Origin of the sequence: Aeromonas sp. MR7 (genome assembly GCF_963899385.1) — a bacterium.
GTDB classification, from domain to species: domain Bacteria; phylum Pseudomonadota; class Gammaproteobacteria; order Enterobacterales; family Aeromonadaceae; genus Aeromonas; species Aeromonas bestiarum.
Window position 1 is genome coordinate 125,298 of record NZ_CAWQXH010000051.1, and the last position, 15,204, is coordinate 140,501.

At 61.9% G+C, this 15,204-nt stretch carries 16 protein-coding genes; 6 read left to right on the top strand and 10 right to left on the bottom strand.

What is annotated here, in order from left to right:
* Positions 1-29 precede the first annotated feature (29 nt).
* On the bottom strand, positions 30-347 hold the full coding sequence (locus AACW87_RS20625; RefSeq protein ID WP_241326011.1) for a DUF6968 family protein: 318 nt from the start codon (positions 345-347) through the stop codon (positions 30-32).
* A 371-nt stretch (positions 348-718) separates the two neighbouring features.
* Between AACW87_RS20625 and AACW87_RS20630 the strand changes: the two genes are divergently transcribed.
* Together AACW87_RS20630 and AACW87_RS20635 are read left to right on the top strand one after the other, a co-directional pair.
* Positions 719-1,609 carry a sensor domain-containing diguanylate cyclase gene (locus AACW87_RS20630; protein ID WP_241326012.1) on the top strand — a complete coding sequence of 297 codons (891 nt, stop codon included), beginning with the start codon at positions 719-721 and terminating at the stop codon, positions 1,607-1,609.
* A 695-nt stretch (positions 1,610-2,304) separates the two neighbouring features.
* Positions 2,305-3,357: an amino acid permease gene (locus AACW87_RS20635; protein WP_240485580.1), complete on the top strand. Its 1,053-nt coding sequence runs from the start codon at positions 2,305-2,307 to the stop codon at positions 3,355-3,357.
* Between the two features lie 66 nt (positions 3,358-3,423).
* Here AACW87_RS20635 and AACW87_RS20640 read toward each other — a convergent pair whose 3' ends face one another.
* Positions 3,424-4,062: an exopolysaccharide biosynthesis protein gene (locus AACW87_RS20640; RefSeq protein ID WP_042868709.1), complete on the bottom strand. Its 639-nt coding sequence runs from the start codon at positions 4,060-4,062 to the stop codon at positions 3,424-3,426.
* Between the two features lie 249 nt (positions 4,063-4,311).
* Here AACW87_RS20640 and AACW87_RS20645 point away from each other — a divergent pair, with 249 nt between their 5' ends.
* Together AACW87_RS20645 and AACW87_RS20650 are read left to right on the top strand one after the other, a co-directional pair.
* The gene (locus AACW87_RS20645) at positions 4,312-4,932 is read left to right on the top strand and encodes a porin family protein (RefSeq protein ID WP_241326013.1); all 621 of its coding nucleotides are present in this window, start codon (positions 4,312-4,314) and stop codon (positions 4,930-4,932) included.
* 40 nt (positions 4,933-4,972) lie between these two features.
* The gene (locus tag AACW87_RS20650) at positions 4,973-5,506 is read left to right on the top strand and encodes a GNAT family N-acetyltransferase (protein WP_241326014.1); all 534 of its coding nucleotides are present in this window, start codon (positions 4,973-4,975) and stop codon (positions 5,504-5,506) included.
* Here AACW87_RS20650 and AACW87_RS20655 read toward each other — a convergent pair.
* Positions 5,487-5,792, bottom strand: coding sequence for a monooxygenase (locus tag AACW87_RS20655; RefSeq protein WP_241326015.1), 306 nt, complete (start codon positions 5,790-5,792; stop codon positions 5,487-5,489). The two genes, AACW87_RS20650 and AACW87_RS20655, sit on opposite strands and share 20 nt — an antisense overlap.
* Before the next feature lie 121 nt (positions 5,793-5,913).
* On the opposite strand from AACW87_RS20655, the gene AACW87_RS20660 reads away from it, so the two are divergent.
* Positions 5,914-6,282, top strand: coding sequence for a winged helix-turn-helix transcriptional regulator (locus tag AACW87_RS20660; RefSeq protein ID WP_241326016.1), 369 nt, complete (start codon positions 5,914-5,916; stop codon positions 6,280-6,282).
* Here the strand turns inward: AACW87_RS20660 and AACW87_RS20665 are convergent.
* The 7 genes from AACW87_RS20665 to AACW87_RS20695 all read right to left on the bottom strand — a co-directional run bounded on the left by AACW87_RS20665 (position 6,279) and on the right by AACW87_RS20695 (position 13,845).
* The gene (locus tag AACW87_RS20665; protein WP_241326017.1) at positions 6,279-6,713 is read right to left on the bottom strand and encodes an N-acetyltransferase; all 435 of its coding nucleotides are present in this window, start codon (positions 6,711-6,713) and stop codon (positions 6,279-6,281) included. The genes AACW87_RS20660 and AACW87_RS20665 overlap by 4 nt on opposite strands.
* 126 nt (positions 6,714-6,839) lie before the next feature.
* Positions 6,840-7,412 (bottom strand): hypothetical protein, encoded by a 573-nt coding sequence (locus AACW87_RS20670; RefSeq protein WP_043134959.1) that lies wholly within the window; start codon positions 7,410-7,412, stop codon positions 6,840-6,842.
* A gap of 146 nt (positions 7,413-7,558) precedes the next feature.
* Positions 7,559-8,596 carry an acyltransferase gene (locus AACW87_RS20675; RefSeq protein ID WP_241326018.1) on the bottom strand — a complete coding sequence of 346 codons (1,038 nt, stop codon included), beginning with the start codon at positions 8,594-8,596 and terminating at the stop codon, positions 7,559-7,561.
* Positions 8,597-8,773: 177 nt separating this feature from the next.
* Positions 8,774-9,394 (bottom strand): PepSY-associated TM helix domain-containing protein, encoded by a 621-nt coding sequence (locus AACW87_RS20680; RefSeq protein ID WP_241326019.1) that lies wholly within the window; start codon positions 9,392-9,394, stop codon positions 8,774-8,776.
* A 65-nt stretch (positions 9,395-9,459) separates the two neighbouring features.
* Positions 9,460-11,502 (bottom strand): TonB-dependent receptor, encoded by a 2,043-nt coding sequence (locus AACW87_RS20685; RefSeq protein ID WP_241326020.1) that lies wholly within the window; start codon positions 11,500-11,502, stop codon positions 9,460-9,462.
* 230 nt (positions 11,503-11,732) lie between these two features.
* The gene (locus AACW87_RS20690) at positions 11,733-12,647 is read right to left on the bottom strand and encodes an ABC transporter substrate-binding protein (RefSeq protein ID WP_241326021.1); all 915 of its coding nucleotides are present in this window, start codon (positions 12,645-12,647) and stop codon (positions 11,733-11,735) included.
* A 133-nt stretch (positions 12,648-12,780) separates the two neighbouring features.
* A complete protein-coding gene (locus AACW87_RS20695) occupies positions 12,781-13,845 on the bottom strand; it encodes a porin (RefSeq protein ID WP_043134966.1) in 1,065 nt (354 codons plus the stop codon).
* Positions 13,846-14,063: 218 nt separating this feature from the next.
* On the opposite strand from AACW87_RS20695, the gene glpX reads away from it, so the two are divergent.
* Positions 14,064-15,074, top strand: coding sequence for a class II fructose-bisphosphatase (gene glpX, locus AACW87_RS20700; protein WP_043134967.1), 1,011 nt, complete (start codon positions 14,064-14,066; stop codon positions 15,072-15,074).
* Positions 15,075-15,204 lie beyond the last annotated feature (130 nt).

Below are 15,204 nucleotides of genomic sequence, written 5' to 3' on the forward strand. Positions count from 1 at the left end.
CAGATAAAGGTGTTGCTACCAGGGGTTCGTCAAATCTCGGGGAAATAGCAGGCGGCGATATCCACGGACTGATCGGGGCAACCGGGGAGGTAGAATTGCCAGCCGGCGTCGGAGAAGGCACGCAGCTCATTTTCGACGAATTTCAGGGCCAGGCTCAGGGCCTGCAGGGCATCGACGCCATAGATGAAGGTCTTGTCGCTCAACCCCTCCAGCTTCACCTTGCAGCGCCAGTCGCCACTGGCGGATTTGGGGTCCGGCTCCGGCGCCTTGATCGCCATTTTCAGGGTTACTTGCTCGCCTTCGATGCTCACGGCCTCGAACTTGGCGGTCACTATGCTCTTCTTCATCTGGATATCCTTTCTCCGCTTGCCCACAATCCTGTTTCGCCAAGGCGATGAGCATGAAATGGTGAGTCTGGACAGACAGCAAAGACAGACTCAGGAAGGCCAGCCTAATGGAAGCGAGGGCGGGAAACAATCTGCGCACGCACGGCCTGTGAGGTGGCTTGAATATCCGCGTGTCGCAGCCGACGAGTCTGGCTTGTTGCCTGTTTTTCATCCGACCCAAGCTGACTGCGCATCTTATTTTCTTGAATGTATTGATTAATATCTATCAATGACAGGATCCGTTATTGGCCCAGAGCCAGCCTGGGTACGATAATCGGGATCAGGTGGCAAGTCTGGCGCTCGCCTCTCGGCAATCGGATTAAGGAAATGGTATGGCTCTCTCGGTCAAACAACTATACGAAGTGATGGCCCAGCTGCCTGATCCTGTCTTCATCCTGAGCGAGGATGGTTACTACATCGAATACATAGGCGGCATGGAGCAGCAATCCTATCAGGATGGCAATCCGCTGGCGGGCAAGCGGCTGGCCGATGTGCTGCCCGCCGACATGGCGCAGTGGGTGATGGAGCAAGTTGCCCTGGCCCTGAGCTCGGGCCAGGTGCAGGTGGTGGAGTACGGCCTGGCGGCGGTGGAGGTGGTGGGGATCGATTCCTCGGTGGGGCCACAGGGAGAGCAGAGGTTCGAGGGCAAGATAGCCCCGCTGCCATCTCGCTACGATGGCAAGCGGGCGGTGGCCTGGGTGACCCGCAGCATCACCCGCCAGTACGAGCTGCAGCAGCGGCTCAAGCTGCAGAGCGAGACCGACCAGCTCACCGGCCTCTACAACCGCCGCTTCTTCTTTGAACACTGCCAGCAGCAAAGGGTGAACCCCGAGTGCAGTGGCCTCATCATGCTGGATATAGATCACTTCAAGCAGATCAACGATCGCTTCGGCCATCAGCAGGGTGACAGGGCGTTGCAGCGTTTCTGCGAGTGCGTGGCGGCCCAGTTGCGGAGCGAAGACCTGTTTGTGCGCAGTGGTGGCGAAGAATTCCTGATCCTGTTGCCAAGGCTGGGTGAGTCAGAGCTATGCATGATAGCGGAGCGGATCCGTGCCGCCGTGGAGGCGCTGGCGCCTGATCCTGTGGCCTTCACCGTCAGTCTGGGCACGACTCTGGTGACGCCGGGGGAAGAGATCAACCTGGCATTGGCGCGTGCCGATGAGTGGTTGTATCGGGCCAAGCGGGCGGGGCGCAACCGGGTTGCTCATTGCCCGGCAACCTGATGACGGGGACTGTACTCGTTGCATGAAACAAGTTGATTTATATCGGTAAAATCCATCAATGACACCGATGTCAATTGGGTCGAAATATGACTCGCTTATTCCACTGATATTCCCGGTTTGATGGTGCTAATATTATCGGCCTGATTGCTGATTTTATTCATGTTGTTGGACAACGCGCAGAGGTTTTGTCTTATGTTATCAGCCGGGAATGAACTGGTCATATTGAGACCAAAATGATACATCTCATTGTCTTTTGAAACAATTCTATTCAAACAGTCATGAATTATTAACCTTGACCTTTATGGCGATTTCAACGATGGTAGCGTGACATTCCCGTTTCATATTGGCTGTCTTATTGACCGCTGGCGGGTTTGCTTTTTCTACAATCTGGTGATGTGCACAGACATATCACCCGCCTATTACACGGGCTAATAAAATAACAAAGATGACAGACAAATAAGGTGTATATCGCAATGAGTATTGCTATTGCTGAAAAGAAGAACCCAGCTTCAAAGTTGAAATGGGAGAAAAGTGATTCGGTATGGACCATGGGCTTGTATGCCACTGCAGTCGGTGCCGGTACACTCTTTCTCCCTATTACCGTAGGCAGTAATTCGCCGGTTATTTTGCTGTTTATATTATTGATGGCATTCCCGCTCTCTTATTATTCCCACCGAGCGCTGAGTCGCCTGGTATTGTCCAGCTCCCATCGGGAAGGGGATATTACCCATGTGGTGGAGGAGCACTTCGGCGCCAAGGCGGGCAAGCTGCTGATGCTGGTCTATCTGATGGCCTTCTACCCCATCATTCTGGTCTACAGCATCTCCATCACCAATGCCATCGAGAGCTTCATGGTGCATCAGCTGGGGGGCGCAGTGCTGAGCCGTGGCTGGCTGGTGCTGGCTGTGATGCTGGGTCTGCACCTGATCCTGCTGACCGGCAAACAGGTGGTGGTGTCGGCCATCAGCGTGCTGGCGCTGCCCATGGTCGCCTTCCTGCTCGGCATCTCCATTTATCTGCTGCCCCAGTGGAGCCTCTCCTATTTCACCGAGAGTCAGCCGGTGGAGTGGCGCGATCCCGCCTTCTGGAAATCCCTCTGGTTGATAGTGCCCGTGATGGTGTTCTCGTTCAGTCATGCCCCCATCATCTCTTCCTTTACCGCCGCCCAGAAGAAGCGCTGCCATGTGAGCGCCGACGTGCGCAGCAAGCGCATCATCAAGTGCAGCAGCCTGCTGATCTGCGGCAGCGTGCTGTTTTTTGTCATCAGCTGCGTGATGAGCCTGAGTCAGGCGGAAATGGCGCTGGCCCGCACCGACAATATTTCCGTGCTGTCGGCGCTGGCGAACAAGTTTTCCAATCCGCTGATCGCCTATGTGGGTCCGCTCATCGCCATTCTGGCCATGTCCAAATCCTTCCTCGGCACCTCCATGGGGGTGAGCGAGGGGACTGTGAGCATGGTGAGCGGTGCCTGTCAGGGGCTGGGGCTCTCCCTCAGGGAGACCACCATAGCCCGGGTCTCGTCCGTCATCCTGTTTGTCGTGACCGGGATCATCACCTATCTGAACCCCAATGTGCTGGACATCATAGAGAAGGTGAGCGGACCGCTGATCGCTGTGATCCTGTTCCTGCTGCCGGCCTGCTCCATCTATCGCCTGCCGGCGCTCGCGCGCTATCGCGGCCCCAGCACACTGTTCGTGATGGTGGTGGGGCTGCTCGCCATCTCGGCCCTCATCTACGATCTGCTCTGACGAGCGAGAGACGGCGCAAAACAACAGGGGCGACCACTTGGTCGCCCCTTTTTCATGCCCGCGTCGTCAGCTCAGCAGGGTCGAGACGCTCTGCCCCGCCATCAGCAGGCCTATGGCCAGCGCGCTGAACCAGACCAGGGTCGCGCTGACCAGCAGGTAGCCGCTGGCGACGAACAGGCCGTCCCGCTGCAGCATGCCGATGGCCAGCAGCAAGATGGCCCAGGCGGGCATGGCATTGGTGAAGGGGATGGCGCCGAGCGGCAGCATCAGCAGCAGGGCCGCCAGCATGAGCAGCAGGCCGTTGCAGCGGTTGATGGTGCCGCTGCCGGTCAGCAGCAGGAGGCGCGGGCGAATGAAGCGATCGATGCGGGCCAGCAGGTCGGCGCCCTTGTGCAGGGTCGGCTTGAGCTGATCGGCGGCGAAGCGGCGCTCCATCAGGATGGCGGGCAGCCAGGGCACCCGGTTGAGGGTGATGCCGATGCCGATAAACAGGATCAGCAGGCCAAACGGGGTGCTGACGCCCGGGATGGAGACCGGCAGCAGGAAGGGCACTGTGAGCAGCACGCAAAACAGCAGCATGCCCTGCTCACCCACCAGGGCCAGCATCTGGCGCAGGCTGATATGGCTCTCCTCGATGGCGTGGGCGGTCGCCCGCAGGGTGTCGGAGAGCTTGTGTTGTGGGTCTTTGAGTTGCGCGGCAACCATTCCCGTATGTCCTTCTGGTGACTTGAACCGGCTCACCATGAGCCGGTTGCGCGCCAGCATACGTGGCAGAGGTTAATCCCCGATGAATAACGGCAGCGGCGATGAGCGGGGTGGTGGCGGGAGATGGTCGCGGCAACTAAGAGTGTGATCCTCCCTGCGAAAATGGGTTGATACAGGCCGGGTTTAGGATGGGGGTCAGGGGGCTCTGATATGCTTGGTGGGCACTGGTGCACAAGCAGAGGGATTGCGATGAAACGAGCAGGGATCATGATGATGGGGCTCTTGCTGCCGCTGGGGCAGGCCTGGAGCGCCGACGGCGAGGCTGGGCTTGGCTGGCAGGTGACGCCGTTTTTCGGCTACAGCTCGTCCATCGACTTCGAGGCGAACGATGACCCGCAGCCCATGCCAGTCTCCACCCAGCTGCAATCCTTGCAGGGGGAGGGCTCCGGCAGCTGGGGCCTGTTCATCAGCAAGGAAGTGGATGACCCAGGCATGATAGAGCTGCTCTACAGCCACCAATCCACCCGCCTCTCCCCGGATCAGTCGGAGCGGCTGACGGTGGACACGCTGCACTTCGCCGGGGCCCTCACCCTGTCGGACAACCTGATGGCTCCCTACATAGGCGCCGGCATAGGGGCGACGCGCTTCGCCGCCTACGACAGCGAGGTGGTCCCCTCAATGTCGCTGGCGCTCGGGGTACAGCCGCGTCTGACCGAGCGTCTGGCGCTGCGGGCCGAGGTGCGCGGCTACGGCACCCTGGTCAACGACAACAGCCAGTTCCTCTGCAACCCGGATAACTGCGTGTTCAAGGTGCGCGGCGAGCTGGTGACCCAGTGGCAGGCCAATATCGGCCTGACCCTGAGGTTTTGAGTCTTATTATGGGGATTACCGTCCTACAGGAGCAGGCGCCTTGAATGTGTTGCAACCACTGCCCCGCGAACTCCCCATCCTGCGGACTCCGCGGCTATTGCTGCGTCCGCTCGGCGAGCAAGACAGCGCGGATCTGTTCGCCATCTACGGGGATCCTGCTGTGATGCGTTTCGTCGGGGAGCCGCCTTTCCCTGAACTCGCCACAGTGGCGCAGATGTTGGCAAGCGTAGAGCGCTTGCTGGCAACGGGGGTATCTCTGGAGTGGGGGCTGGTGGCACGCGACAGCGGCCGCCTGATCGGTACCTGCGGCTTGCACAGTTTCGAGGCTGCTTTCTGTCGGGCCGAGCTGGGCTGCATGCTGGCCCGCAGCCATTGGGGACGGGGCCTGATGGGCGAGGCACTGAACTGCCTGACGGAGTATGCCGGGCAGCTTGGCATCGCCACTCTGTTGGCGGATATCGAACCGGACAATCAGCCCAGCCAGCGGCTGTTTCGGCGGCTGGGCTTTGTCTGGCAGCGGGATACCCATTACCAGCGGAGACTGGCTGATGTGATCACGGGATGCCGCGGGTGATCCGGCTAAGGGGCTCGTTGACGTCGAACAGCTTGTACTGCACCGCGCTGGCGCCCATGGCGAGCACCCGCTGCTCGTGCATTGTCGCGTAGGCGAGGGCGCTGGCCTCATCCTCGAACAGATAGATGCCGCCCGCCTCGCCGGTGCGCGGGTTCTCGGTCCAGATCTTGGAGATGAAGCCGGGCTCCCGGCTGATGGACTCGGCCAGCGGCATGGCGGCGGCTGTCAGGGCCTGCCCCATCTGCTCGGCGGGGAAATTGAAATGGATTTGCAGCAAACTGGGCATGATGCTCCTCTCGTGTGGATGGAGTGACAGAGTCCGCATCATAGGAAGCCGGCATCTTGTCCGCAAGAAGGCACCTTTTCGTGGCATAGTTACCGCAAAGTAACCACTCGCGAGCCATCACGTGTCCCCACTCCCTTGCCCCGCCTATCGGGTGCTGCGGCTGCTGACCGGTAAATGGAAACCGGCCATCCTGTTTCATCTGCGCAGCCAGACCCTGCGTTTTGGCGACCTGCGCCGCTGTCTGCCCGAGGTGAGCCAGAAGGTGCTCACCGCCCAGCTCAAGGAGCTGGAGAGCGACGGTGTCATCATCCGCACCCTCCATCCCTATGTGCCGCCCCGGGTCGAGTACGCCCTGAGCCCGCTTGGCGTCGCCCTGCTGCCCCTGCTCCAGCAGATGCACGACTTCGCGCTGAGCCACGCCGACCTGCTGGTGCGGGCCGGGGATGGCCCGGCGAGCGAGCCACACTCAGCCGCCATCGAACGGGGTTAGTCTGGCGCCGACCAGACCATCACCCACTCGGCGCAGCCGGTGTGGGGATCCCGTTGTTCACTCTCGATCTGAAAGCCCTGAGATAGATAGAAGTCGCAAGCGGCCAGGTTCTGCCGGTACACCTGCAGTCGCAGGGCCGGCCGCTGCCGTTTGGCGTGGGCCAGCAGGGCCTTGCCATAGCCGCGTCCCTGCTGCGCCGGTGCTACGAAGATGGCGGCCAGGGTCTCTTCATACAGGGAATAAAACCCCAGCGCAGTACCATCTTGCCAGAGCACATGAGAGTCGGCGGCGGGCAGGTAGGTCTCCCGCATCGGCGCCAGGTTGGCGTGCCAGTAAGCCGGGTCGATGAAGTGGTGGGCCTGCAAAGAGGCTTCCAGCCAGATGGCGAGGACGGCCTCGGTGTCGGCCGGAGCGAAGGGGCGGATCTGCATGGCTGTCTCGTCTGGATTCGTCACAAGAGGGGCATGGTAACAGCGCCAGCCTGGCCGTCACCCGGCGGTTGGCCAAAGTGGCGCCCTCATAACAAAAAAGGCGACCCGCGGGTCGCCTGTTGCCGCTTAACCGGCGTAGGGGAGGGAGGAGTGGTGCAGCACTATGCGCACCTTGCCGTCGTCCCCCTTCTTGAAGCCCCAGGTCTTGTCGACTGTGGTCTCCTTGTTGTCCCTGTCTATCAGGTGAACCTTGCCCATGGTGAGGGCCATGTCGCCGTTGATATAGACGGCGGCGTTGTCGTAGTTGTAACTTTTCCAGTTCTTGAGGGCGAAGCCGGTGTCGGCGGGATAGGCCTGATTGTTGCCGACGAAGTAGGCCAGCGCCCCTTCCTGGTTGAGGCGGAAGGTCTGTTCGCCCCCGGCCAGGGTGGGCTTGAACAGGACAGGGCCATTGTTGTAGCCGTAGGCACTGTCGAGCACGGCAGTGGCCGTCGTTTTGGCCTTCGCTATGCCACCGCTGCGGTAGTCATCGCTGATCTGGATCAGGGCCTTGCCCCAGGCATCCTGCGCGGCCTTGATCTCGGCTTCGGTGATGTTGTTGTTGGCGATCTCGGCGGCGCTGAGAGAGCCGCTGGCCGCGAGCAGAACGAGAACAAGGCCGGATTTCTTGGTGAACAGCGTTTTGGTGAACAACGTCATGGGATGATGACTCCTGGGTTCGCGTTTAAGGAGACCCGGAGTTTATCTATCCGAGATGAATAAAAATTGAACCAACCGTTCAGCCGCGAGCAGGGAGGGATCGGCATTGCTCCCGTCTCCTCTCCCTCCATCTCAGATGTCTCTCGTCAGCGGGCGCGCAGCAAGCTACGGCTGGCCGGGGTTGCCGCCAGCAGCCGATAAGCGAGCAGGGAGAGGGCGAGCAAGGCCGGTACCTTCAGCAATTCCCACCAGAGCAACTTACCCTGCGGGCCAAAGATCATCAGCCATACCACCAGCATCATGTGCAGGCAGTAGATACCGAGCACTTTCGGAGCCTGGCGTTCCAGCCAACTGCCTTGGCCCCAGCCCGGATTGGCCAGCAGCAGGCCGAACAGGCCCAGGCCCCAGAGCAGCGAGCCGAGCAGGAAGTCGTGGCGGCTGAGGGGCACCGAGGCCCAGTGCAGCAGGCCCCAGGCCTCCAGGGCGTAGAGTGCCATCCCCACGATCAGCAGCAGGGCGCTGCGCCTGGCATCCGGCTGCCAGGCGCGAAAGCGCAGCTCGGCGCCCAGCGCCACGAACAGCAGCGAGAAGAAGGGGCCGTTGCGGGTCAGCAGGGCCCACTCGCCCCCCAGCAGCGGCTGGCCATAGGAGCCGCCGAGCAGGGCCAGCAGGTAGAGCAGCACGCCGAGCACCAGCGCCAGCCGGGGCAGCCCAATCCGATGACACAGTGCCTGCAGCAAGACGGCCAACATCAGGGCCGGCAGGAACCAGAGATGGATCATGCCGCCCACCCACCAGGCGTTGAGAGGATCCCCCAGCTGCATCTGCCACTGGCTCGCCATGGCCGGCAGATAGCCGTCGCTCAGTGCCGCCGGCGGGTTGAAGGGGATCAGCAGATAGAGCAGGCTCCACGCCAGCCAGAGCCCCAGCAGGGGGCGGCAGTAGCGCAGCGCCACCGCCATGGGGTTGCCTGCGGCGAGGGCGGGTTGCAGAAAGTAGCCGGCGCACAGGAAGAAGAGCGGCACCGCGAAACGGCACAGCTGGTTGATGACGCCCCCCAGCCAGAAGTAGAGGGTGCCGTCCCACAGGGCGGGATCGAACGGATTGCTGAAGGGGGAGAGGTGAATGGTCATCACGGCCATGATGGCCACTACTCGCCCGCACTCTATGCTGGAGATGCGCATGATACCTCTTGGCGCCAGGAATTCTGGCCGCACCCTAACAGCCGCGAGCGGCCCCCATCCAGTCATGGCGCCGACAAGTGTGACCCCCATCGGCACCCGCTTACCTTTTGTTACCTCGGGTGCGGGCAAGGTTACCCCCCGTGGGCGCCAGATCCCGTTTTGGTGTCGGTAAACGCGCTAGAGCAGGGCAATCAGCACAGTGGCGAGGGCCCCGAGCAGCAGCAGGGCTATGCCGCGACCGGCCGGGCCGTGCAGCTTGTTCCACATCAGCAAACTGGTGAGAGCCAGCAACAACATGGCCAGTGCCGCCAGATCGCCGAACAGCTGCCAGGAGAGGCCTGTGCCCATGCCGCGATGCAGCCGGTTGAGGCTGGCGGCGAAGTTGGCCTGCTGCCGCTCGGTGCGCACCAGCAGTGTGCCCTCCACATAGCTGGCGGCCAGGCTCTGGCTGAGGGTGACGCCGCGCATCTCCCAGCGGGCCGGCAGTGTGAGGGGGCCCGCCGGGGTGGGCAGGGTCTGCGCCGGGGTGATCATGGCGCGGCCTTCCTCGAAACTGTCCGGATAGTGTTGCTGCAACAGGGTTTTCAGCTCGTCCGGGCTGGCCAGGGGCGCGTCCAGCCCTATCTCCTCGCTCGACTTGGCGGTGTGGGGGCCAGGGATGGGCAGCACGGCCCTGTGTTGCAGCCAGAGGCCGGTCAGGCCGTAGAGCAGCATCAGGGTAAGGGTGGCAAAGCCGGCCCAGGCGTGGATGCGGCGCACCCACTTGTTGTTGTGAAGGGGGAGTCTTCTGCGTTTCATCGGTTGCGCTTCATAAAAATCTGGCCAGCGAGGGCTGGCCAGAGAGATCGGGGAAGAGGGTGGGATCAGAAGCGGTAGGCGGCGCTCAGATTCAGCTGACGGGGCGTGCCCGGCATGATCTGGGAGGCGCTGGTGGCGCTGACGAAGTAGTCGTGGTCGGTCAGGTTCTCCACGCTCAACTGGGTTTCCCACTGTTGCCAGCGGTAGCCGGCGCGGGCATCGAAACGGGCATAGCCGGGCAAGGTGGTGGTGTTGGCGTTGTCGGCGAAGCGATCGCCCACCGCAGTCACCCCTGTCTCGCCGAACCAGCCCTGGGTGCCGCTCTGGTAGCCGGCGAACAGCTGGCCGTTCTGGCGGGAGACGTTCATCGGCCGCTTGCCCTGCAGATCCGCATCCGCCTTGACCTGCTCGGCGTCCTGGATGGAGATGCCGCCGCGCAGGTAGAGCTCGTCGGTCAGCTGGGCGCGGGCGCTCAGCTCTATGCCCTCGGTGCGTTGCAGGCCGGTGAGGATCACCTTGGTGGGATCCAGCGGATCCTTGCTGCGCTTGTTGTACATCTCCAGCCGGTAGACGGAGAGGGTGGTCGCCAGCCGGCCATCCAGCCAGTCGCTCTTCACGCCGCCCTCGTACAGCCGGGTGTGCTGGGGATCCAGGTGGTTGTTCTTGTCGCCCGGAGTGATGCCGATCAGCTCACCGCCCACCGGGGTGAAGGTCTTGCTGTAGGAGGTGTAGAAGGCGTGTTCCTCGAGCGGATTCCACACCAGCCCCAGCCGCGGGCTCAGGCTGGTGACAGAGACGGTCTCCTCCTTGTTGAGGTCGTTGCGGCGGCTGGTGACGGTGAAGTCGTCGCGGCGCAGGCCGCCCAGCAGATGCCAGTCGCCCAGGCTGAGCTGATCCTGCAGGTAGAGACCGTAGCCGCGCACCTTGTGGTTGGCGTCGCTGGAGAGCTTCATGGCGCCATCATAGGTGGGCAGGGAGCCAGGATCGTAAAGGTTGCCGGCCGGGATCGCGGTGGCGTTCTGGTAGAGCTTGGGGGTGCGCTCCTGCCAGTTCTGCTCGAAGCCGATTAGCAGGCGATGCTCGATGGGGCCGGTCTGCAGCTGGCCTTCGGCCTCGGTGTTGCTGATCAGGCTGTTGGCCTTGAGATCCTGCTGCCAGCGGGAGCGGGTCACCTGGTCGCCCTTGACGCTGGTGACATAGGTGTTGTCGAACTGGCTGTCGAGGCTGGTGTAGCCCAGTTGCTGGCGCAACTGCCACTGATCGTTGATGTCCCAGGAGAGGCGGGAGCGGGTGGACTGGGCCACATCGTCGATGAAGTCGCGGCGGGTGTCGCTGTAGACGTACTCCTTCGGCACGTCGGCCGGGCGGCCATTGACGCCGGGGATGCCGCGATCCGGGGTGCGGTCGTGCTCGTTGCGCTCGTACTGCACCAGCCAGTTCAGCCTGTCGCTGATCTCCCAGTTGACGGAGGGGGCCAGCAGGGTGCGCTTGCTGGTCACGCCGTCGCGGAAACTGTCCTTGTCTTCCTGAGCCAGGTTGAGGCGCAGTTGCACCTGCTCACCCGCCTCGCCGTTGAGGTCGGCGGCCAGCCGCCGGTTGTCGAAGCTGCCGACCAGGGCGCTGACGCTGGACTCCTGCCCCTTCTGCGGCTTCTTGCTGACCCGGTTGACGATGCCACCCGTGCTGCCGCGGCCGTAGAGCACGGCGGCCGGGCCCTTGAGCACCTCGACCCGCTCTATGTTGCCAAGGTCGCGGGTGTACTGCATGTCATCGCGAAAACCGTCGAGATAGAAGTCGTTGCTGGCGCTGAAGCCGCGGATGTTGACGCCATCGAAGCGGGTGTCGCCGCTGGCGTTGACGCCGGGGATGCCGGTCAGGGCCTCGCTCAGGGTGGGCTGGCCGAAGGCGGTCAGCTCGCTGGCCTTGACGCTGTCGATGGCCTGCGGCACCAGCTTGGCCGGGGTGTTGGTACGGGTCGCGGTGGCGACCTCTTCATGCTGGCTGCGTTTGCCGACGACCGTCATGGTCTCGTCTTCGGCACGGGCGCCGGCACTCAGGGCCAGCAGAGCGACGCCCAGCAGGGCGCGTGGGTGATTGGGTGTGTACATGTTGCGTGTTGACTCTTGAGGAAGCGACCTGATGGTCTGAACTTATTGATTTATTTATAATTATTGGTTTCTCTCCTGTGAGAGGATGCTAATGATATTGATTTTCATTAGCTCTGCAACATAAAGATGTGATGAACCTTGGCAAGGGGATCGGATGGAACGCAGCGGCCGGCAGAGCCGTGCCGCTGGGTGTCAGGGGCGGTTTGGGCCCCATGGAGGAGGCCGGGTGGTCAGCGGCCCTGGGTGCCCTGATTGTCGGCGGATGCCAGTTGCTTGCCCAGCACCAGCCGGGGGGTCGGATCCGTCTGCAGCGGAATGTCTTGCAGCGGCGTGCCCTGCAGGTTGCGGTGGATGATGTTGGCCGTCATCCGGCCCAGGGTTTCATAGCTGCTGATGGTGCCGACGGTGCAGCCGTGCTCGACAAACAGCTCGGCGCTGCAGATGGTGGGGATGCCCGCCTCGTTGAGGGCGGCCAGCAGTTCGGGGGCGATGGAGAGCAGATAGCTGTCGGCGGCGAGGAAGACGATGCGCTGGCGGGCATCCTGTTGCAGACGCTTGAGCTCGCCGGCCAGCCGCCGCTTGTCAGGCGCTATGCGCCAGGTGGTGAGATCCCATTGATAGCGCTTGGCTTCGCGCAGCAGCAGTTCACCGGTCAGCAGGGTGTTCTGCTCGCGGGGGTTGAAGGGCAGCAGCAGTCCCTTGTCGGTGGGCAGGTGCTGGCGGGCGTTGGCGAGCTGGAGTGCCATGGGCACCAGGTTGCTGGTGCCGGCCACCATCCGGTTGTCCGCCTTGTCTTCCGACAGGATCCCGGCCCCGACGGGGTCAGACACTATGTTGAAGATCAGTGGCTTGCGATCGCCGATCAGGCTCCTGACCATGGTCGTGGCCGTGGTGCCGAAGCAGTAGATGTAGTCGTAGTCGGCGAGGGAGGGCAGCAGTTGCTGGCGCAGCTGGGTCGCGAAGGCGGCGCGATCCTGATTGGCGTTGAAGGTGACGAAGGTGGGTTGATGGCCGAGCCGGATCAATTCGGCACGAAAGCCCCGTTCGGCATCCGTTTCGCCGCGCCACAGCACCATGGCGATGGTCAGCGCCTGAACGGGAAGGGCGAGCAGCAGGCAGCAGCAGATGAGCAGGCGTAACGGCATGATGATCTCCTCTTCGTGGTTCTGTTGAGCCTAGATCATGAGCCGGACGGCGGCTGGCCTGCATCCCTTTGCGGGCCAACAAAAAACGCGCCGGCATAAGCCGGCGCGTTTTTTTTCTGACTGAGAGCCGAGATTAGAAGTCGTAACGGGCTGCCAGCTGGAAGTCATCCTTGACGTTGAGCTTGCCGCTCTCCTGGCTGTCCAGGTTGTTGATGCGGTACTCGCCGATGACGCGCAGGTTCTTGTTGAACTTGTACTGGGCGCCCAGGGTGTAGTAGTCGATGGAGTCGTAATCACTCTTGCCGTCCTGCTCCACCTTCTGCTTGTTCCACAGCGCCATCAGGCCGAAGCCGTTCTCGAAGTTGTAGCCCAGAGCCCCTTCCCAGCCGGTGTGATCCTTGCCGGTGGCCAGGAAGTCGGTGCCGTCGGCATAGCTCAGGGCGGCATAGACGGCCTTGTTGTCGTACTTGGCGGAGAGCAGCCACAGCTTGGCATCCTCTTCCCCGTTCTTGTCGCGGATACCCACGTTGTAGGCGGTGCCCAGCGCCAGGTTGAACGGGAAGGTGTAGGCCACGGCGGCGCCGTAGGCTGCATCGCTGTCCTTGCTGGTGGTCTCTTCGGTGTCACCGCCATCGAACTTGTAGCTGGTGTCGACCTGGAAGCCGTTGAACAGACCCGAGTACTTCAGCACTGAGCCGGCGCGGTTGGTGGCGAAGGTATCTGTCTTGGCGCCGAGGGCTTCGTTGCCGTAGCCATCGGAGAGGGAGACGTCAGTCCAGTCGGCCAGGAAGCCGGGGGCCCCCTTCTGGCGACCGAAGGTGATGTTGCCCCAGTCGGCGCCGACACCGGCGAACGCCAGACGGGTGCGCAGGTTGTCGGAGTTCTCGCTGATGGTCTTCTCGCTGTCGTTGATGTACATCTGCACTTCGTACTGGGCCAGCGCCTTCAGTTGGCTGTTGATCTGGCTATCCACCTTGGCGCCGAAGCGGACAAACTGGTTGGCGCCCTGCTTGTCGCTGTACTCCTGGGTGCCGTTCGGATGGGTGGTGTCGACCCCTTCCTTCTTGTCACCGAAGAACTGGCCGGCATAGATGCGGCCGTACAGATCCAGGGTGGTGGTGTCATTTTTATAAACTTCAACGGCTTGTGCCTGAAAGGCCGCGGTGAGAGCCAGTGCCACTACAGTCAGCTTTTTCATCTTAATCCCTTGTGTTGCAAGCTTTTGTTTTAAAGACGGGGCCATGCTAGGCGAGGGGGATGACAGCGGGGTGACACTCAAGTGACGTGTCGGTGGCGATTTGATGTCAGTTTGGTGAAGGGCCGTGATTTGTGTGGCGATCCGCCACTTTTGCGCGCAAAGGTTTGCCCTTGTGATAGAATGCCGCCCGTTTTCGAGCTCCAAAGGTTGGATATGCGATGAGACGTGAACTGGCAATCGAGTTTTCCCGAGTGACGGAAGCGGCTGCACTGGCTGGCTACAAGTGGCTCGGACGTGGTGACAAGAATATCGCCGATGGGGCGGCCGTAGCGGCCATGCGCCATATCCTCAATCAGATCCAGATCGATGGTGAGATTGTGATCGGCGAAGGTGAAATTGACGAAGCCCCCATGCTCTACATAGGCGAGAAGGTGGGCACGGGTCTGGGTGACGCCGTGGATATCGCGGTCGACCCGATCGAGGGTACCCGCATGACCGCCATGGGCCAGGCCAACGCCTTGGCCGTGCTGGCAGTCGGCGACAAGGGCTCCTTCCTCAAGGCGCCCGATATGTACATGGAAAAACTGATCGTGGGTCCCAAGGCCAAGGGTGCCATCGACCTGGATCAGGCCCTCGAGCTGAACCTCAAGGCCGTGGCCAAGGCGCTGGGCAAGCCGCTCTCCCGCCTGACCGTGATCACCCTGGCCAAGCCGCGTCACGACAAGGCTATCAAGGAGATGCAGGGACTGGGCGTGCGGGTGTTTGCCATTCCCGATGGCGACGTGGCCGCCTCCATCCTCACCTGTCTGCCGGACAGCGAAGTCGACATGCTGTATGGCATCGGCGGCGCGCCGGAAGGGGTGATCTCGGCGGCGGTGATCCGCGCGCTGGATGGTGACATGCAGGCTCGCCTGATACCCCGTCACAAGGTCAAGGGCGACAGCCCGGAAGTGCGTGCCTTGGGCGAGCAGGAAATTGCCCGCTGCGAGGCGCTCGGCATAGACCTGAGCAAGGTGCTCAAGCTGGAAGACCTGGCCAAGAATGACAACGTCATCTTCTCGGCCACCGGCATCACCAAGGGTGATCTGCTGGATGGCATCACCAGCGATGGCGTCATGGCGACCACGGAAACCCTGCTGATCCGTGGCAAGTCACGCACCATTCGTCGCATCAAGTCGATCCACTTCCTGGATCGCAAGGACAGCGTGGTGCGCGACATCATTCTCTGATGAGAGTGGGTTGAACCTGCTGTTGCAACATAAAAAGCCCGACCGCTGCCGCCGTCGGGCTTTTTATTGTCTGCGGGCTGACACAGCCCCCTGACTGGCCACTATTTTACGGGCGCGGGGGATAAGGCTA